The sequence below is a fragment of the Halobaculum sp. P14 genome, from assembly GCF_051195155.1.
Taxonomy (GTDB): domain Archaea; phylum Halobacteriota; class Halobacteria; order Halobacteriales; family Haloferacaceae; genus JBNTKA01.
The window spans coordinates 274780-293001 of sequence record NZ_JBNTKB010000001.1 but is presented as its reverse complement, the minus strand read 5'-3'; the positions used below and the strand labels follow the sequence as shown (position 1 = coordinate 293001).

Annotated in this window: 20 protein-coding genes; 12 read left to right on the top strand and 8 right to left on the bottom strand. The window is 70.7% G+C overall.

The window, feature by feature from the left end; genetic code table 11:
- Positions 1 to 48 precede the first annotated feature (48 nt).
- The gene (locus ACQUS7_RS01535) at positions 49 to 582 is read right to left on the bottom strand and encodes a DUF7549 family protein (RefSeq protein WP_435143949.1); all 534 of its coding nucleotides are present in this window, start codon (positions 580 to 582) and stop codon (positions 49 to 51) included.
- A gap of 125 nt (positions 583 to 707) precedes the next feature.
- On the opposite strand from ACQUS7_RS01535, the gene ACQUS7_RS01530 reads away from it, so the two are divergent.
- Positions 708 to 1181 (top strand): DUF5793 family protein, encoded by a 474-nt coding sequence (locus ACQUS7_RS01530; protein ID WP_435143946.1) that lies wholly within the window; start codon positions 708 to 710, stop codon positions 1179 to 1181.
- A gap of 49 nt (positions 1182 to 1230) precedes the next feature.
- Here the strand turns inward: ACQUS7_RS01530 and ACQUS7_RS01525 are convergent, their stop codons facing one another.
- Positions 1231 to 1746, bottom strand: coding sequence for a hypothetical protein (locus tag ACQUS7_RS01525; RefSeq protein ID WP_435128533.1), 516 nt, complete (start codon positions 1744 to 1746; stop codon positions 1231 to 1233).
- 243 nt (positions 1747 to 1989) lie between these two features.
- On the opposite strand from ACQUS7_RS01525, the gene ACQUS7_RS01520 reads away from it, so the two are divergent.
- From ACQUS7_RS01520 to ACQUS7_RS01510, 3 genes are all read left to right on the top strand, one after another.
- On the top strand, positions 1990 to 2622 hold the full coding sequence (locus tag ACQUS7_RS01520; RefSeq protein WP_435143943.1) for a uracil-DNA glycosylase family protein: 633 nt from the start codon (positions 1990 to 1992) through the stop codon (positions 2620 to 2622).
- Positions 2623 to 3008: 386 nt separating this feature from the next.
- Positions 3009 to 4055 (top strand): MBL fold metallo-hydrolase, encoded by a 1047-nt coding sequence (locus ACQUS7_RS01515; RefSeq protein ID WP_435143940.1) that lies wholly within the window; start codon positions 3009 to 3011, stop codon positions 4053 to 4055.
- Positions 4056 to 4161: 106 nt separating this feature from the next.
- Positions 4162 to 4458 (top strand): DNA-directed RNA polymerase subunit L, encoded by a 297-nt coding sequence (locus tag ACQUS7_RS01510; protein WP_435143937.1) that lies wholly within the window; start codon positions 4162 to 4164, stop codon positions 4456 to 4458.
- Between the two features lie 132 nt (positions 4459 to 4590).
- On the opposite strand, the gene ACQUS7_RS01505 is transcribed toward ACQUS7_RS01510, so the two are convergent.
- Positions 4591 to 4998 (bottom strand): hypothetical protein, encoded by a 408-nt coding sequence (locus tag ACQUS7_RS01505; RefSeq protein ID WP_435143934.1) that lies wholly within the window; start codon positions 4996 to 4998, stop codon positions 4591 to 4593.
- A gap of 124 nt (positions 4999 to 5122) precedes the next feature.
- Positions 5123 to 5938 (bottom strand): imidazole glycerol phosphate synthase subunit HisF, encoded by an 816-nt coding sequence (gene hisF / locus ACQUS7_RS01500; protein WP_435143931.1) that lies wholly within the window; start codon positions 5936 to 5938, stop codon positions 5123 to 5125.
- Positions 5939 to 6106: 168 nt separating this feature from the next.
- On the opposite strand from hisF, the gene ACQUS7_RS01495 reads away from it, so the two are divergent.
- Positions 6107 to 6265, top strand: coding sequence for a DUF7550 family protein (locus ACQUS7_RS01495; RefSeq protein WP_435128551.1), 159 nt, complete (start codon positions 6107 to 6109; stop codon positions 6263 to 6265).
- A 75-nt stretch (positions 6266 to 6340) separates the two neighbouring features.
- Positions 6341 to 7480 (top strand): hypothetical protein, encoded by a 1140-nt coding sequence (locus ACQUS7_RS01490; protein WP_435143927.1) that lies wholly within the window; start codon positions 6341 to 6343, stop codon positions 7478 to 7480.
- A 21-nt stretch (positions 7481 to 7501) separates the two neighbouring features.
- On the opposite strand, the gene purL is transcribed toward ACQUS7_RS01490, so the two are convergent.
- Together purL and ACQUS7_RS01480 are read right to left on the bottom strand one after the other, a co-directional pair.
- Positions 7502 to 9667, bottom strand: a complete 2166-nt coding sequence (purL, locus tag ACQUS7_RS01485) for a phosphoribosylformylglycinamidine synthase subunit PurL (RefSeq protein ID WP_435143924.1) — start codon at positions 9665 to 9667, stop codon at positions 7502 to 7504.
- Positions 9668 to 9770: 103 nt separating this feature from the next.
- Positions 9771 to 10385: a metal-dependent hydrolase gene (locus tag ACQUS7_RS01480; RefSeq protein ID WP_435143921.1), complete on the bottom strand. Its 615-nt coding sequence runs from the start codon at positions 10383 to 10385 to the stop codon at positions 9771 to 9773.
- Between the two features lie 81 nt (positions 10386 to 10466).
- On the opposite strand from ACQUS7_RS01480, the gene ACQUS7_RS01475 reads away from it, so the two are divergent.
- From ACQUS7_RS01475 to ACQUS7_RS01465, 3 genes are all read left to right on the top strand, one after another.
- Positions 10467 to 11096, top strand: a complete 630-nt coding sequence (locus ACQUS7_RS01475) for a hypothetical protein (protein ID WP_435143919.1) — start codon at positions 10467 to 10469, stop codon at positions 11094 to 11096.
- A gap of 70 nt (positions 11097 to 11166) precedes the next feature.
- On the top strand, positions 11167 to 11856 hold the full coding sequence (locus ACQUS7_RS01470; RefSeq protein WP_435143916.1) for a PHP domain-containing protein: 690 nt from the start codon (positions 11167 to 11169) through the stop codon (positions 11854 to 11856).
- Positions 11853 to 12941 carry an asparagine synthase-related protein gene (locus ACQUS7_RS01465; RefSeq protein ID WP_435143914.1) on the top strand — a complete coding sequence of 363 codons (1089 nt, stop codon included), beginning with the start codon at positions 11853 to 11855 and terminating at the stop codon, positions 12939 to 12941. The genes ACQUS7_RS01470 and ACQUS7_RS01465 overlap by 4 nt, the downstream gene beginning before the upstream one ends.
- A gap of 120 nt (positions 12942 to 13061) precedes the next feature.
- Here ACQUS7_RS01465 and ACQUS7_RS01460 read toward each other — a convergent pair whose 3' ends face one another.
- Positions 13062 to 13544 (bottom strand): NUDIX hydrolase, encoded by a 483-nt coding sequence (locus ACQUS7_RS01460; protein WP_435143911.1) that lies wholly within the window; start codon positions 13542 to 13544, stop codon positions 13062 to 13064.
- Positions 13545 to 13817: 273 nt separating this feature from the next.
- Between ACQUS7_RS01460 and ACQUS7_RS01455 the strand changes: the two genes are divergently transcribed.
- Positions 13818 to 15167 (top strand): methyl-accepting chemotaxis protein, encoded by a 1350-nt coding sequence (locus ACQUS7_RS01455; protein WP_435128574.1) that lies wholly within the window; start codon positions 13818 to 13820, stop codon positions 15165 to 15167.
- A gap of 110 nt (positions 15168 to 15277) precedes the next feature.
- Here ACQUS7_RS01455 and ACQUS7_RS01450 read toward each other — a convergent pair whose 3' ends face one another.
- Complete coding sequence (locus ACQUS7_RS01450) at positions 15278 to 16255, bottom strand: transcription initiation factor IIB (RefSeq protein ID WP_435128577.1); 978 nt, start codon at positions 16253 to 16255, stop codon at positions 15278 to 15280.
- Positions 16256 to 16537: 282 nt separating this feature from the next.
- On the opposite strand from ACQUS7_RS01450, the gene gatC reads away from it, so the two are divergent.
- Both gatC and gatA read left to right on the top strand, forming a co-directional pair.
- Positions 16538 to 16843, top strand: a complete 306-nt coding sequence (gatC, locus tag ACQUS7_RS01445; RefSeq protein ID WP_435143907.1) for an Asp-tRNA(Asn)/Glu-tRNA(Gln) amidotransferase subunit GatC — start codon at positions 16538 to 16540, stop codon at positions 16841 to 16843.
- Positions 16843 to 18144: an Asp-tRNA(Asn)/Glu-tRNA(Gln) amidotransferase subunit GatA gene (gene gatA / locus ACQUS7_RS01440; protein WP_435128583.1), complete on the top strand. Its 1302-nt coding sequence runs from the start codon at positions 16843 to 16845 to the stop codon at positions 18142 to 18144. Before gatC ends, gatA begins: the two co-directional genes overlap by 1 nt.
- Positions 18145 to 18222: the final 78 nt, after the last annotated feature.

The window sequence follows — 18222 nt, the reverse complement described above, 5'->3', positions numbered from 1 at the left end:
CCGCCGAAAAGGTACCGTTCTGTCCCCCGATTCGGCTGACCGACACCGTTAGGCGACGCGGTCCGCGCGGAGGAGCACGACCCCGAAGGCGACGTAGAAGGGGACGCCGACCGGTGCGGACGTGCCGGGGAAGCCGCCGCCGACGCCGAGGTCGACGCCGAACGCGCCGCCGCTGAGCAGCACGGTCGCAGCGAGGAACACGACGCCGGCGGTCACTAAGAGCGCGCCGAGAATCGACACCGGGTCGACCGCCAGCGACTCGGCCCGCTCCTCCTCGCGGTAGTAGTACACCGAGAAGCCGAGCGCGGCGAGGTACACCGCCGCGCCGACCAGCCAGGCCGCGTAGGCGATTCCCGCGCTCGTCCCCGCCTGGAACTGGTAGGCGGTCACCGGGTCGACGACGGAGGTCGCCGCGGCCAGCGGCACCCCGAAGGCGTACCGGACCTGGAACAGCGGGAACCGGACGAACAGGACGGTCCCGCCGGCGACGGTGCCGTAGAAGACGTTCCACGGGATGAGCGCCGCGAACCACGTCGAGAGCACCGCGAGCTCCCCCGCGTACTCGGAGCGAACCCAGACCATACCGGACAGGCGACGGCGGCCGGGATAAAAACAGTGGGAGCGGCGCGGGCCGAGTCGTCGTTCTCAGCGGCACCTGTCGGGGCGTTACGTACTTACCGGCGAAACACCTACGTCGGGTAGACGGAATGAGGCGCGACTACTTCGAGCTGGCTGTGGAGCACATCGACTGGGTTGACACGGGCGACCAGCCGGAGAAACCCCACGTCTACATCGACTTTCACGGGCCCGAGGACCTCCTCCGCGAGCGCCTCACCGGAAGCGGCGACGACCTGCTCGACGCCAGCGAGACGGACGTCGCGTTCCGGCTGCAGGGCGACCACGAGTCGGACCCGGACGCGGCCGGCGTCGTCGGCGTCACGAACCGCATCACCGGCGACTTCGTCCTGGAGCTGAACGAGGACGCCGAGGACGTCCTGACGTTCATCCGGGCGGCCCGCGAGTACGGCCGCGCCGCCGGCGACGACGGCCGGTATCGCGTCGAAATCGACGTGGACGGCGAACCGCTCGTCGCTTACGAGAAGGAGACGTTCCTGGTGTACGACGCCGACGGGAATCTCCTCCGCCGCGAGAGCCTCATCCCATCCGGCGTCGAACTGTAGCTCCCGAACGGTCGCCGCGGACCGGCCGCCGAACCGCTGTTTCTCGTCGCTACTGAATCCACGGAAGCACGTAGTGCCCGATCTGGATGGCGTAGCCGACGGCGAGTATCACGGCGCCGACGCCGCGGAACCGCTGTGAGCGCTGCCGCGTGTCGGTCACGGACTCGCCGAGCCAGTCGTACACGTCCGGCGCGGGCGCGACCCAGTCGAAGTCATCGGCGTCGAGCCGCGTCCGGATGCTGACCCGGTCGAGCGTCTCCGGCCGCTCCGTGTACAGCAGGCACATCGTGGGCCGGGGCCGCCCCGGGTGGTCGTCGACGACCAGCCCGGTCGGCGGCCGCTCGACGGTGCCGTCCCAGGCGTCAGCGACGACGCCCATGACGGCGTCGAACGCGCGGTGGTCGGCGCCGAGGTGGCCGACGTTCACGAGCCGGTTCCGGCCCTCCTCGATGAGTTCCGGGTCGAAGCCGCGCTGCACCAGCGGGAGGTCCGGGCCGGCCATCAACAGCGCGCCGGTCATATCGAGGAGCAGTCCGACGATGAGCGGGGACGTAAACTCGACCACGAAGCCGTGTCACCAGTGCAGCCGTACACCCGGTCGGCGGATAAATCGTCGTAAACCGCCGGACGCTCGGCGGCCGATTCCACGCGACCGACGGCGGGACGGCCGTAGACCGACAGTGGGCCAACAGCAGGCCGACGGCGGGGCGACAGCGGGACGACCGGGGCTTTCAGCCGGGAATCGGGTCGTCGGGCCGTTCGGCCGGGACCGCAAGGCCCATCTTCGGCACCGACCGTACGGAGGTGCATGGAGACCGTCACCGACCGCGTCTCGAACCCGTTCGGGATGCGACCGGACTGCGCCCGATTCGTTCCGGGCTACGGCGACGCCAACGCCGACTTCCACGTCGTCGGCGACCACCCCGGCGTTCACGGCGGCGTCGACACCGGCGTGCCGTTCACCGGGACCGACGCGGCTCGGCGGCTGCAGGACGCACTGGTCCGCGGCGGCCTGCTCGAGGCGACCGGCGACGAGCCGGCGGTCGACCGGACGTTCCTGTCGTACCTCCACATGTGCGTCCCGGAGGACGGCGACCCGACCGCTGCGGACTACGCCGAGATGGAGCGCTTCTTCGACGCGGAACTCCGCGCCATCGCGGCGCACGTCATCCTCCCGGTCGGCGCCCGCGCCACCGAACACGTCCTCGAGACGTACACGGCGCAGGCGTGGAAGACCGACGTCGACATGCCGGCGCTACACGGCACCGAAATCCACGGTGCCGGCTGGCTCGTCATCCCGATTCGGGACCCCGCGGAGTGGGGAGACGGAGACGCGGACGCGCTCGTGGACGCGCTCGAAACGCTTCGGTCCACCGACTACCGCCAGGAGTCCGACCTCGGCCGGTTCGTCGCCGGCGACGACCCGTACATCGTCCGGTGATGGACGCGTCCGCGTCGACCGTGGACGCCGCGGCCAGGTGACGGCAGGATGACGGCGGAGGCGGAGGCGCCGTTGCGGCGGCGTCACGCGAGGTCCGGCTTTCGAACCGAAACCGCGAAACGGCCGCGTCCCGGCCGCTCACCGCGTCTCCGGCCGGGCAAGTGTTGTCGCGCGGAGGTAGCTTTTTGCCGCCCTCGCCACGTGGTACCCAGTGACGGCCGACCGTTCGTGTCCCGATGTCAGACCGCGACCGAACGACTCGTCATGGGAATCGGCCGTCCGCGGCTGCTCGCCGCCGTTCCCACTGGCGGCCGGCGAGCACGCCGCCATACGTGTCAACGACCAGATGTTGACCTTTCATTTCAGCGCGGACCGCAGACGGCGACGTGAACCGCATCCGGCTGCACAACACCGACTTCGAGGGCCTGAACAACGTCTACCTGCTCGACGGCGACGACGGCAGCGGAGGCGCCGCCGCAGGCGACGAGGTGGTGCTCGTCGACCTCGGCGTCTCGATTCCCGACGTGCGGGCGGAGCTCGTCGACGGGCTCGCGGCGCACGGCCACGACGTCTCGGACGTCGACCGCGTGTTCCTGACCCACTGGCACGCCGACCACGCGGGGCTCGCCAGTTTCGTCCAGGCCGAGTCGGGCGCGACGCTGCACGCCCACGAGGCGGACGCCGAACTCATCGCGGGCGGCGAAGCCGCGCTCCGCGAGGAACGCCGCCGGCAGCGCGACCGCTTCGTCGACTGGGGCATCCCGGAGGAGCCGCGGCAGGAACTCGACTCGTTCCTCGCCGGCCACAACGACCTCGTCGGCGACCCGTGCGACGTCGAGCCGTTCAGCGACGGCGACACCTTCGACGTGAACGGCCGGACGCTGGAGGCCGTCCACCTTCCCGGCCACGCCGCCGGGCTGTCCGCGTTCGCGGACGAGGCGGCCGGCGAGGCGTTCGTCGGCGACGTCATCCTCCCGGAGTACACGCCGAACGTCGGCGGCGCGGACGTCAGAGTCGACGCGCCGCTGTCCACCTACGTCGACAGCCTGCTCGCCGTCGTCGAGCGCGACTGGGACGTCGCGTGGCCGGGCCACCGCGACCGCATCGGCGACCCGGCGGGCCGCGCCGCCGAGATTCTCGACCACCACCGCGAGCGGACGCGCCGCGTCGTCGACGTGCTCGACCGCCACGGCCCGGCGACGCCGTGGGAGGTCAGCGACCGGCTGTTCGGCGCGCTCGAAACCATCCACATCCTCCACGGCCCCGGCGAGGCGTACGCCCACCTCGACCACCTCGAATCGCACGGCGTCGCCGACCGCACCGGCAGCGACTACGAACTCTCCGTCGACGACCCGGACGTGGACGCGCTGTTCCCGGACGTCGACGCCGACGACGACGCCGATGCCGCCGCTGACCGCGGCGTCGAACACTGACCGCGACGGCTGAGCCGCCGGAGCGCCGCGGAGGCGGAGCCGTGCGCGACTCGCCGTTCGGGCGTCGAACACAACACTAAAACGGGTCACAGGCCAACCGGAACACATGGAACTGCGCGTGCTGGAGAAGTCGGACGAGGAACTCCGCATCGAGGTCGCCGGCGAGGACCACACGTTCATGAACGTGCTGAAGGGCGAACTGCTGCAGACGGACGGCGTCACCGCCGCGACGTACGACATGAACCCCGAGCAGTCGGGCGGTCAGACCGAGCCGATTCTGTCGATCAAAACCGAGTCCGGCGTCGACCCGCTCAACGCGCTCGGCGCCGCCGCCGAGGGCGTCTCCGAGAACATGTCGACGCTGTACGACGACATCGACGCGGCGTTCGCCGAAGCCGCATAACCGCCGTCGATCACGGGCCGCGAACCGCTCCGTCCTCCGCGATTCTCCACCGACGAGTCGCCGGCTCGAAGGTCGGCCGTGACACCGATTTCTCGCTCGGATAAGCGCCGGTCCGTCTGCCGTCGCTGCCGGTCAGTCCGTCTGACTTCGCTCCGCCAACTCCTCGCTCGGGGCGGCCGCGCCCATGCTGCCGCGCGCCCACGCGACGGCCTCGTCGAGGTCCTCGCCGACGTGCGTGTCGAAGTCCGCGTCGTGAATCCCGCCGAACACGGCGACTTTCGCGTCGCCTTCGGAGACGCACGCCACCCGGTCGACGCCGACCGCCTCGGTCACCGACACGAACGCCTGCAGGAAGTCGAAGGTGACGCCGGACACCTCGTCGCGGTCATGCATGTGGACTACCGTGCCCGTGACGCCGCTCCGAGCGAGTTCGGCTTCGTACCGGTCGAGGAGTCGGTCGTAGTCGTCGGCCGACGGGTCGGTGAACCCCGTCAAATCCCAGACCACGACGCTTCCGTCGACACGGTAGTCCCACGACATATCGGAACCTACCCGAACTCCCGAGAAATAAGCTTCGCTTAAAAATTCATGGATGATAGCAGTCCCTTTGGTATCCCGGGCCACCTACTCGCTCGGTCCGTCTCCGCATGACATCGGGGCGGCGTCAGCGCCGGACCGGGATGTCGTGGTCGTCGAGGTACGCTTTGACCTCGTCGATGCCGTACTCGTCGAAGTGGAAGATGCTGGCGGCGAGCGCGGCGTCGGCGTCGGCCTCCGTGAACACCTCGTACATGTCCTCGGGGCCGCCGCAGCCGGAGGAGGCGATGACCGGCGTCGAGACGGTGTCGCACACCGCGGCGGTCAGCGGGACGTCGTAGCCGTCTTTGGTGCCGTCGGCGTCGATGCTGTTCACGAACAGTTCGCCGGCGCCGCGCGCTTCGGCCTCCGCGACCCACTCGACGACGTCCAGCCCGGTGCCTTCCCGACCGCCCTTGACGGTGCATTCGAACCAGCAGGACTCGCCGTCGACCTCCACGTAGTGTTCGCCCTGCTCGTCGAAGCGGCGGCGGGCGTCGACGGAGATGACGATACACTGGCTGCCGAAGGCGTCCGCGCCGTCGGTGATGAGTTCCGGGTTCGCGATTGCGCCGGAGTTGATGGACACCTTGTCGGCGCCGGCGCGGAGCGTCTCTTTGATGTCGTCGGTCGTCCGGATGCCGCCGCCGACTGTCAGCGGAATGAAACACTCGTCGGCGACCGCGGACACCGTGTCGAGCATCGTCTCGCGGCCCTCCGCTGTCGCCGTGATGTCGAGGAAGACGAACTCGTCGGCGCCGGCCTCGTTGTACTTCTTCGCCATCTCGACCGGGTCCCCGGAGTACTCCAGGTCCTCGAAGTTCACGCCGGTGTAGACCGCCGCGTCGCCGTTCTCGTCGAGGTCGACGTCGATGCAGGGGATGACGCGCTTCGTGAGAGTCACTACGAGTCGGTAGTCCGCTGCGGCGCTTCACGGTTTCGGCTGCCACAGCGTTTCCGCCCCCGGCGGCCGCTCCGTCGGCTGCGACCACCGGCCGTTCGGCGCCGACCGGAACAGCCTCGCGAGCGAAAACCACGAGCGATTAAGTAGCCGCCCGACGACGACTCGGGTATGGCCGACCACCACGAGCACGAGCACTTCAAGGAGTTCGATTACGAGCGGGTCACGTCGCCGATGCAGGACATCTCGACGGGCGACGCCGTCACCGGCGCCGTCGTCACGCTCGTCGGGCTGCTCGTCGCGTTCGGACTGCCGCTGCTCCTGCTGTAAGTCGCCGACGGCGCCGGCGTCGACGCGCCGGCCACCGGCCTTTTCCGACCGGCTCGTCCAGATACGCCCGAACCGATGAGCCGATGCTACGGGCGACGCGCGGTGCTTCGCGGCGTCGGAGCGGCCGCGGCAGGCGCGGTGGGCGGCGGACTCGTCGCGGGCACCGCGGCCGCGAGCCACGGCGGCGACGACGCCGACGCGGAGGAGGGCCTGTTCGCGGTCCACGAACTATCGGCAACCGACGCGGCCCTGACCGACGCGGCCCGCAGCGACGGCGACGCGTACCTCGTCGCGAGCGACGGCACGGTGCTGCGGCACACCGACCGATGGGAGACGGTGACGGCGGACGGCCCGACCGGGAACGGACACACGCTCACCGCGGCAGCGACGACGCAGTTCGACGAGGACGTCTGGGTCGGCGGCGACGGCGGGACGCTCGCCGCGTACGACCCGGAGGACGGCTCGTTCACCGACCACTCCGCGACCGCCGGAATCGACAGCTCGGTCACCGACGTCGCGGCGGTCGAAGCGGACGACACCAAGCGGGTGTACGTCGCCGACGAGTCCGGGGTCGTCACCGTCGGCGTCGGCGGCGAAGACGAGCCGCCGGCCGCGTGGACCTGGAACCAGTTCACGCCGGGCAGCGGCTCCACGATACCCGACTTCGACACGTACTGCCGGCACGGGATGCACGTCGTCGACACCAACGGCGCGGCGTTCGAGGCGTGCGGCTGCCCCGCCCACCGGGGGAAGGGCGGCCTGTCGTGGAGCCGAATCGGCGTCGATGACGCGGACGTGAACTACTTCGGCGTCGCCTCCCACGGCCCGGTGCTTCGCCACGAGAACTGCGGGATGGCGCGTCGCCCCGGTGGCGCGACCGTCGTCGGCGGGAACGGGACGGTGCTGACCGGCGACGCCAACGGCTGGCGCCGGTTCTCCGTCGGCGACGCCACGCTCCGCGACGTCGTCGCGTACAAGCACGACCAGGTGTTCGGTGTCGCGCTGGGCGACGCCGGGACAGCCGCGCAGTTCGTGCTGCCGCCGCGCGGCTCCACCGCGGCCCCGCAGGTCCACCGATTCGACCTGCCCGTCGAGGAGACGCTGCACGGACTGACCCACGACGAGGAGTTCGGCGTCGTGATTCCGGCCGACGACGGCGCGGTCGTTACGACCACCGTCGACGTACCGCAGAAGGCCGTCTCGGTGCTCGACTGACGCGTCGGCGCGAGCGGCCGACTAGTCGAGTTCGCGTTCGAGCACCGCGCGCCGCTCCGCGATGTCGTCGGCGGCGTACCGGAGTTGTTCGTCTCCGACTGTCAGCGAGAGCGCGCCGCTGTCCGTCGCCGTGCCGAGTCGCTCCACGGACGCGACGCCGTCGAACGCCGCGGCCACCGCGTCCGGGTCGGTTGTCTCGACGACCGCTCGGCCCGGCGTCTCGTCGAACAGCGCGACGGCGTCGTCGACGGCGACGTCGGCGCCGGCGTCCGGCGTCACCATCTCCGCGAGCGTCACGGCGAGTCCGCCGTGGCTCACGTCGTGGACCGCGAGCGTCCCGTCGTCGCCGGCGACGTCCGCGAGCGCCGCCACGACGTCGGAGGCGTTCTCGGGGAGCGACGGGAAGCCGTCGGTGCCGCCGGTCTGCGCGAGGTACTCGGAGCCGCCGAGCGCGCCGCCGGCGTCGCCGACGAGCAGCAGGTCGCCGTCGCCGACGAGCCCGGTGTCCGGCGCGTCGTACGTCGGCGTCGTCCCGACCATCGCGAGCGTCGGCGTCGGCGGAATCGGGCCGGCCGGCGAGTCGTTGTACAGCGAGACGTTGCCCCCGACGACCGGCACCGAGAGGTCGCTGCACATCTCCGCGAGGCCGTCGACGGCGGCCGCGAAGCCGCCGTACACCGCCGGCTTCTCCGGGTTCCCGCCGTTCAGGCAGTCGACGGCGGCGAGCGGCGTCGCGCCGACGGCGGCGAGGTTCGTCGCGTTCTCCAGCGCGACCGCGCGGGCACCGTCGTACGGTGCCGCGTCGGTCCAGCGCGGCTCCGCCCCCGCCGAGAGCGCGAGGCCGGTGTCGGCTTCCCGGAGCGCCATCACCGCGGCGTCGTCGCCGGGGAGCACGCCGGTGCGGGCGCCGACCTCGTGGTCGTACTGCCGGTACACCCAGCGCTTGCTCGCCGTGTTCGGGTGGCCGACGACGGCTTCGAACGCCGATTCGACGTCCGCGTCCGGCAGGTCGCGCTCGGCCCGCTCCGGCTCCGCCCGCGCGAGGTCGTTCATCGGCGCGCCGTCCGCGAGGTACTCCGCGGGGACGTCGACGACGGTTTCGCCGTCGAACTCGCAGACGTAGTTCCCCTCGCTGACCTCGCCGATGACCGAGCAGCCGAGGTCGAACCGGTCGGCGAGCGCCTCGACGCGCGCCACGTCGCCCGGGCGAACCTCGTAGCACATCCGCTCTTGGCTCTCGGCGAGCAGAATCTCCATCGCGTTCATGTTCGGCTCGCGCTGATGCACCCGGTTCAGGTCGATGCGGGCGCCGAGCCCGCCTTTCGCGACGAGTTCGGAGGACGCGCCGCCGAGGCCGGCTGCGCCGAGGTCGCGGGCGGAGACGACGAGCGACTCGTCGACGAGCGCCTCGTTGCACTCGATGAGCCGCTTTTCGGCGTACGGGTCGCCGACCTGCACCGCGGGGCGGTCCTCTGTCTCTGCGTCCTCTGCGAGGTCCTCGGAGGCGAACGAGGCGCCGCCGAGGCCGTCGCGGCCGGTCGCGTTGCCGACGAGCACGAGCTTGTTCCCGGGTTCTTCGGCCACCGCGGTCACCATCCGGTCGGCGTCCGTGACGCCGACGCAGGCGACGTTCACCAGCGGGTTCCCCTCGTAGCCGTCGTGGAACGCCACCGAGCCGGCGACCGTCGGGACGCCGATGCAGTTGCCGTAGTGGCTGATACCCTCGACGACGCCGTCGAGCAGGTAGCGGGAGTGCTCGCGGTCGAAGTCGCCGAAGTACAGCGAGTCGGCGAGCGCGACGGGGTAGGCGCCCATGCTCATCGTGTCGCGGACGATGCCGCCGACGCCCGTGGCCGCGCCGTCGAACGGGTCGACGTACGACGGGTGGTTGTGGCTCTCGATGCCGAGCGTGATGTACACGTCTGACCCGTTCGCGTCGTCGACGCCACCCGCTTCGTCGACGTCGCGGTCGGCGTCGGCTGCGGGCACCGCAATCACGGCGGCGTCGTCGCCGGGGCCGACGACGACGTCGTCGCTCTCGCTGTCGAACGCCGACAGCAGCGGCCGCGAGGACCGGTAGGCGCAGTGCTCACTCCAGAGGTTCTCGAACAGGGCGGCCTCGGCGCGCGTCGGGTCGCGGCCGAGCTCCGCGACGACGAGTTCGCGGTCCGAATCGGCGAGAGGCATTCACGTGTTCGTTCAGAAACTGTCCACAAATGGCTTTCCATGTGCACGGACGTGTCTATCGTCTTCGGCTGCGGCGGTCGGCGGCCGCGGACGCGGCGACGGGCTACAGGAACCGGTCGGGGACGTAAGGCCTGACCGGCGCCGGAGCCACGGCGGCGAGGCGTTCGGCGACCGACGCCAGCGGCCGCCGGAGCGCGACGTAGCCCGCAGACACCGCCAGCGCCCCGAGCGCAACCCGAACCACGACCGGGTCGCCGCCGGCGACGAACAGCGTCGGCGCAGTCGCCGCGCCCGCGAGCAGCAGGTCCTCCGGCGCTCCGTCGTACCGAATCCAGCGGCGCGGCGGCTCCCACCGCCCGTGGAAGTGGTTGTACACCGCGCGCTGGGACGTCGCCTCCCACGGCCGGAGTTCGAGGCCGCCGCCGACCGCGTCCATCGCGGAGTGTGCGGCCGCAGCAACCACGAACACGGACGCGGCCACCGTCAGCGCCGACGGTGCCGCGACGGCGACCGCGACGGCGACCGCTGCGGCCACCCAGTAGTACACCGGGAAGTGCAGCGTCCGCCGGTGGCCGGCGTACAGGTCGAAGTCCGGGAAGACGCCGCCCGCCGCGCCGGCGGCGAGCAGGACCGGCGTCAGTTCGGGAGCGGCGGCCGCGACCGCTGCCGCGGCAGCGCCGACCGCGGCACCGACCGCCGCGTGCGTCGTCGCCATCATGGCCGGCGCTACGGCACCGACGGCCTTAGCCCTCTCGGCGACCGCCACACTTCTTCACGCCGGGGTGCGGACACGACACCCGTGACTCGCACCGTCGGCGGCGCCCCGGTCAGTCTGGTGCTGGCGAGGCTCCTCCAGGCCGTCCTCGTCGGGATGTTCGCGGTCGGCGTCCTCACGGCGAACGTCGCGCTCGTCGTCAACGCCGCGCTCGCCGGCGCGGTGACGCTCGTCCCGGTCGTCCTTCGACGGGACTTCCGGGTGACGCTCGGCCCCGGACTCACGCTCGCCGTCACGGCCGCCGCGGTGCTGCACGTCGTCGGGATGGCGGGGCCGTACGAGACTATCTGGTGGTGGGACCACCTGACGCACGCGCTGTCCGCGACGATGGTCGCCGCCGCGGGCTACGTCGTCGTCCGCGCGGTCGACGAGAACTCCGACGCCATCAGGCTCCCCCAGCCGTTCCTGTCGGTCGTCGTCCTCGTCGTCACGCTGGCCGCCGGGGTCCTGTGGGAGGTCGCCGAGTTCGCCGCCCGGTTCGTCGGCGAGGCCGTCGGCGCCGAGCCGATTCTGGTGCAGTACAGCATCGACGACACGCTGCTCGACCTCGTGTTCGACGCCGTTGGCGCCGTCGTCGTCGCCGTCTTCGGCGGGTCGAAGCTGAGCGGACTCACCGACCGCGTCGCCGACGCGCTCCGCAGCGCCCGCGAGTGACCGTGCCCCGTGCGAACCGGTGGCGCGGCGGACCGGACACCTTTTCTACCGGCTGCGACTACGGCCACACGTGCTTTCGGTCGAGCTGCACAGTCACTCCGCGCTCTCGCACGACGGCCGCGACCCGGTCGACCTGCTGCTCGAACAGGCGGCGGCCATCGGGCTCGACGGCCTCGCCGTCACGGACCACGACGAAATCGACGCGAGCCTCGAAGCCGCCGAGAAAGCCGACGACTACGGCCTCGTCGGGATACCGGGGATGGAGGTGACGAGCGCCGCCGGTCACGTGCTGGCGTTCGGCGTCGAGGAAGTCGTCCCGCCCGGGCTGTCGTTCGACGACACGCTCGACCGCATCCGCGAACAGGGCGGCATCGCGGTCGTCCCGCACCCGTTCCAGAGTTCGCGGCACGGCGTCGCGCCGCACGTCACCGACGAGCAGCTCGCCGGCGCCGACGCCATCGAAGTGTACAACTCCCGGCTCCTCACCGGCCGGTCGAACCGGCAGGCCGAGGCGTTCGCGCTGGACCACGGCGTCCCGATGACGGCCGGGAGCGACGCCCACATCTCCGAGATGGTCGGGCAGGCGGTCACCGAAGTCGGCGCGGAGGAACGCAGCGTCGACGCCGTCCTCGACGCGATACGCGAGGGCAGAACCAGCGTCGTCGGGAAGCGGACGCCGTGGTACATCTCGTTCCGGCAGGCCGCCGGCGGCGCGAAACGCCGCGTCAAGCGCCGCGTCGACGAGTTCCTGTCGCCGTGACCGACGTCGACGGCGCGGCCCCCGGCGTCGTCCGGGACGCCTTGGGCTCGCGCGACCCGTTTCCGGGAACCGCCGGGTTCGCCGGCGAACTCGACGGAAAACTCGTTCGCGACGTGCTCGGCCGCCGACCCGTCTTCTCCGACCGCGAGTCCCCTGAATCGTGGAGTTTCGACCCGACCGCGTTGCGCGCACCGGTCGCCGTGCCCGCCGGCCACGTCCGTGACGGCGCGACCGAGCGGGCGGTGTGGTCACTCCCCGACCCGGAGCCGTCGGCGCACCAAGACGCGCTCGCTGCGGTCAGAGACGCCGTCCGGGCGAGCGTCCGGTCGGTCGACGCCGACGGGGTCGCCGTGGCGTTCTCGGGCGGCGTGGACTCCGCCGTCGTCGCCGCCGGCGTTCCGGACGCGCCGCTGTACGTCGCGGGATTCGAGGGATGCCACGACGTCGCGGCGGCACGCGAGGCGGCTGCGGCCATGAACCGCGACCTCCGCGTCGTCGACCTCGGACACGAGGACCTCCGACGCGCCGTCCCGGAAATCGTTCGGGCGACCGGCCGGCGGAACCCGATGGACGTCCAGATCGCGCTGCCGCTGTTTCTCGTCGCGGAGCGCGTCGCCGCCGACGGCTACGACCGCCTCGCAGTCGGGCAGGGGGCGGACGAGCTGTTCGGCGGCTACGCGAAGGTCGTCGACCCGGCGACGGACGACCGCGTCGACGCGGACACGGTTCGCGGAGCGCGCCGCGAGACGGTGCTGACGCTCCCGGACCAACTGGAGCGCGACGTGCTGACGCTCCGGGCGGCCGGCGTCGAACCGGTGGCGCCGCTGCTGCACGACCGCGTGGTCGACGTCGCGGGACGGCTTCCCGCCGACTGCATCGCGACTCCGGACGAACGGAAGGTGGCGCTCCGCCGCGCGGCGGACGGGCTGGTTCCGGAGTCGGTCAGGGCCGCGGACAAGAAGGCCGTTCAGTACGGGACGTACGTCTCTCGGGAACTCGACCGGCTGGCTCGGCAGGCCGGGTTCAAGCGACGGATGGACAACCACGTCGGCAAGTACGTCGAGTCGCTGCTGACGGAAGGCTGACAGGCGGTGCGCGGCGTCGCTCCGGCCGGCGGTGCACCGCACACCCGTGGGCCGTCGGCCGACGGCTCTCAGTTCACGGGGCGTCTGGCCGCGGCTTCCTACTTGAATCTGGAGTCGGCGCTACCGCGACAGGCTCGACTCGACTGCGTCGATGGCTTCCAGGCCGATTTCGACGGTGTCGCCGTCCAGGTCGTCGGCGCGGAGGTCAGCCGGCGTGTACCAGGACCACGCGTCTGCCGGTGCTTCGTCCGACCCGGCCGGGTCGACGTCGCGGTGCTCGACGCTCGCGAAGAAGACGAAGTCCACGTGCTGATGGCCGACCGAGCCGTCGCCGTGGACGTTGATGTCGTACAGCATCGTGTGCCGCGGGTCGGGGAGCGACTCGCCGGCGGGCGCCGCGACGCCGTCGGTGTCGTCGACGAGCGTCGGCGCCAGCCCGGTCTCCTCTCTCGCCTCTCTGAGGGCGGCCTCGTGCGGGAGTTCGTCGCGGTCAACGTGGCCGCCGGGCGGAATCCGGATTCCGAGCCGCGGGTGGCGGTGAAGCGCGGTGGCGCCGTCGTGAACCAGATACGCCGTCGCGGTGAAGTGACGTGTGGTTTCCACACCCGGGGTCGGACAGCGCACCCGATGTGGCTATCGGTTCACCGCGGCCGGTCCGGGTCAACATCGGAGGGAGGGGGGTCGGCCGCCGGTGATGATTCCACTCTCTTTCAATCCCGATAATTTCGCCGGAGCGTTCTTGTAGGTTGGCTCTCGCGGGTACGCAAAGGCGCGTGGCACCGCCGCGACGACGCGGCCGCCCGCGGAGGGTCGGCAGCCGTCGAACGCCGCCACACCCGGGGAGTACGACGTGACAAACCACCGAATCTGGAACGAATGACCGTACCGAAACACACTGCGAACGCGGACGTATCGCTGTACGACGGAGCCGACGACGCGGAGACCACCGAGGCGCTCCGCGAGGAGCGCGACTACTGGCGCCACATGTTCGAGTCGCTGCTGGACTCGTTCCCGGAGCCGATTCTGGTGACCGACGCGGACGGCACCCTGACCCACTGGAACGAGGCGCACGAGGACCTCTCGGGGATGGCGGCCGAGGACGTCGTCGGGAAGCAGGCGAACGAGGTCATCAAGACCGAAGGGGAAGCCGAGACGCTCGCCGAGCAGATCGTCAGGACCGGCGAGACGGTCAGCGAGAACTCCGTCCGGAGCAGCGAGAACGACGAGGGTGAACGGTGGCACGTCCAGGCGTCCGGCACGCCGCTGCGCGGCCCGGACGGCGAAATCGAGGGCGCCTTCGAGATGGTGTACCGCGTCACCGAAATCGTCGAGCAGCGCAGAGCCATCCAGAACCTCCAAGAGCAGATGGCCGAGGAGGTCGACGACGCCATCGACGAACTCCACACGGCGACACAGAGCATCGCGGACGGCTCACAGGAGATCGACGACGTCGCCCGCGAACAGATGTCGAACCTCGAGGAGGTCGGCACGGAGGTCGAGACGCTGTCGGCGACAATCGAGGAAATCGCGGCGAGCGCCGAGGAGGTGAGCGCCCGCAGCAAGGACGCCGAACGGCTCGCCCGCGAGTCCGAACAGACCGCCGACGAGGTCGTCGAGGACGTCGACGCCGTCACCGAGGCGACGACGAACCTCGCCGACAACACCGCGGCGCTACAGGACCGACTCGACGAGATCGACAAGATCGTCGCCGGCATCGACGACATCACCGAACAGATCGACATGCTCGCGCTGAACGCCAACATCGAGGCGGCGAGAGCGGGGGAGGCCGGCGGCGGATTCACGGTCGTCGCGAACGAGATCAAAGACCTCGCCGGGCAGTCGAAAGCGGAGGCGGACGAGATCGAACGCATCGTCACCGAGGTCGCAGAGACCATCGAGGCGACGACGGACAGCGTCGAGGCGACCGGCGAGCGGGTGGAGGACACCGCAGAGCGCGTCCGGGAACTCGGCGAGAATCAAGCGGAAATCCGGGAGGCGGTCAGCGAAACCGTCGACGGCATGGACCAGATCGTGGAGGCGACCGACGACCAGGCGGCGAGCGCCGAGGAGGCCGCGACGATGCTCACCGACGTCATCGACGAACTCCGCGGACTCACCGACGAAATCGGGGAGTTAGTGGTGGCGAACGAACAGCAGACCGAGCGCGTCGACGACATCAAGCAGAGCCTGAACCGCATCGAGCAGGACGTCCAGCGCGTCGAATAGTCAGGGGACAGGTCAGGCCGGTTCTCGCCAGACCAGGTCGTCCCGGGTCGGGTCGGTGCGGCCTCCGGCACTCTCCGTCTTTCCGCCGAGAATCAGAGTCAGAACCGGAGTCAGGGCATCTGGACGTGCTCTTCGGCTTCGAGCAGCTCGTGATACCGGTTTCGGATGGTGACCTCCGAGATGTTGGCGACGTCGCTCACTTCGTTCTGCGTGACCTTCTCGTTGGTGAGCAGCGCCGCGGCGTAGATGGCGGCGGCGGCGAGCCCGACCGGCGACTTGCCGGAGTGGACGCCCTGCTCTTTCGCCGTCTGGAGGAGCTGGCGGGCGCGTCGCTCCGCCTCGTCGCTCAAGTCGAGTTCGGAGGCGAACCGCGGCACGTAGCTCTCGGGGTCGGCCGGCTGGATTTCGAGGCCGAGCTCCCGGACGACGTACCGGTACGTCCGCGCGATTTCGTCCTTCCCGACGCGCGAGACGTTCGATATTTCGTCGAGGCTCCGCGGCGTCCCGGCCTGCCGGGCGGCCGCATAGAGGCTCGCGGTCGAGACGCCTTCGATGCTGCGTCCAGGGAGGAGGTCATCGTCGAGCGCGCGGCGATAGATGACGGAGGCGGTCTCGCGGACGTTCTCCGGGAGGCCGAGGGCGGACGCCATCCGGTCGATTTCGCCGAGCGCCTGCTTCAGGTTCCGCTCTTTCGAGTCGCGCGTCCGGAACCGCTCGTTCCAGGTGCGGAGCCGCTGCATCTTCTGGCGCTGCCGCCCCGACAACTGGTTGCCGTAGGCGTCTTTGTCCTGCCAGCCGATGTTGGTCGACAGCCCCTTGTCGTGCATCATCTGGGTCGTCGGGGCGCCGACGCGGCTCTTCTCGTCTTTCTCCTTGGAGTCGAACGCCCGCCACTCGGGGCCGCGGTCGATTTCGTCCTCGTCGACGACGAGCCCGCAGTCCGTACACACCGTTTCACCCCGCTCGGAGTCTTTCACCAGCTGACCGCCGCACTCGGGACACTCGAGCGTCTCCTGCTCCGACTCGGTCTCCTCTTCGGAGTCGGTACGCGTTCGCTCGCCCGCGTGACTTCGGACGTTCTCACTCATTGTTTACAGGTCCGTGGACGCGGAGCAGTAACTCTCCGTACTCGGTTCCACGATATCGTGTTGCGCCGCAAGCGACTTATGTCTGCTGGCACCGGGAAGGCGGACACGCGAGCGCGCTAGAGCGCGAGTGCGGGCCGGCGTAACGCGGACGCCGCCTCACGACGAACCGTCCGGAGAACGACCGCGTCTCGGTGGCGAACCGTGGCCGAGCGGAACGGACAGGGACGGCGGCGGGTCGGGGGTATCGAAACCCTTACTCCCGGGCCGCGGCACCGCTGTGGTATGAGCGAGACGAACGACGGAGGCGGCGGCGAGGCCGACGCCGTCGACCCCGACGAGGTCAGACACGTCGCGGACCTGGCGCGCGTCGACCTCGACGACGATGAGGCGGCGGCGTTCGCGTCGCAGTTCTCCGACGTCCTCGACTACTTCGCGGCGCTCGACGAGGTGCCGGCCGTCGAATCCGAGCCGGACCTGGTGAACGTGATGCGGCCCGACGAGGTCCGCGAGGGGCTGAGCCAGGAGGAGGCGCTGGCGAACGCGCCGGAGTCGGAGGAGGGCTTCTTCAAGGGCCCGAAGGTGTCGTGATGGCGTCGCACAACGCCTTCATCACCGAGGAGGTCGTCGAGGGCAGCGACGACGGGCCGCTCGCGGACGCGACGGTCGCGGTCAAGGACAACATCTCGACGGAGGGCGTCCGCACCACGTGCGGCTCCGAGATGCTCGCCGACTACGTGCCGCCGTACGACGCGACGGTCGTCGAGCGCCTGAAGGCGGCCGGCGCCACCATCGTCGGCAAGGCGAACATGGACGAGTTCGGGATGGGCGGCACCACCGAGACGTCGGCGTTCGGCGCCGTCGAGAACCCCGTGGACACCGACCGCGTCCCGGGCGGCTCCTCCGGCGGTTCCGCGGCAGCCGTCGCGGCCGGTGACGCCGACCTCGCGCTCGGCTCCGACACCGGCGGCTCCGTCCGGAACCCGGCCGCGTTCTGCGGCGTCGTCGGCATCAAGCCGACGTACGGCCTCGTCTCCCGGTACGGCCTCGTCGCGTACGCGAACTCCCTCGAACAGGTCGGGCCGCTGGCGCCGACCGTCGAGGACGCCGCCGCGCTGCTCGACGTCATCGCCGGCCCGGACCCGAACGACGCGACGACCACGGACCGCGGCGCCGACTCGGCGTACGCGGCGGCCGCCGACGCCGACGTGGACGGCTTCACCGTCGGCATCCCGACCGAACTCGTGGAGGGCGCCGACGACGCCGTCGTCGACGTGTTCGAGGCAGCTGTCGACGACCTGGAGGCCCGCGGCGTCGACACCGTCGAGGTGTCGCTGCCGTCGGTCGAACACGCCGTGCAGGCGTACTACGTCATCGCGATGTCGGAGGCCTCCTCGAACCTCGCACGGTTCGACGGCGTCCGCTACGGCGGCGCCGGCAGCGACTCCGCCGGCGGCGGCAGCGGCGACGAGAACTGGAACGACGCCTTCGCCAGCGTCCGCGAGGAGGGCTTCGGCGACGAAGTGAAACGCCGGATTCTGCTCGGCACCTACGCGCTCTCCGCCGGCTACCACGACAAGTACTACAAGAAGGCGCAGGACGCCCGCGCCTGGGTCGCACAGGACTTCGACGACGCGCTCGGCGACGCCGACGTCCTCGCGACGCCGACGATGCCGGTGCTCCCCCCGGAGCGCGGCGAGAGCCTCGACGACCCGCTGTCGCTGTACCTCATGGACGCCAACACGGTGCCCGTGAACCTCGCGAACCTCCCCGCGATTTCGGTGCCCGCCGGCGACGTCGACGGCCTCCCGGTCGGCATGCAGTTCGTCGGGCCGAAGTACGGCGAAGACGCCATCATCCGCGCCGCCAGCGCCGTCGAAGCCGACCAGTGACCGCTGCCTCTCCAGCCGCCCGCGTCGACTCCGTTTCTCGCAGCCGAGGCCGGTGGTGTCGGATTTAAGTACGGGACG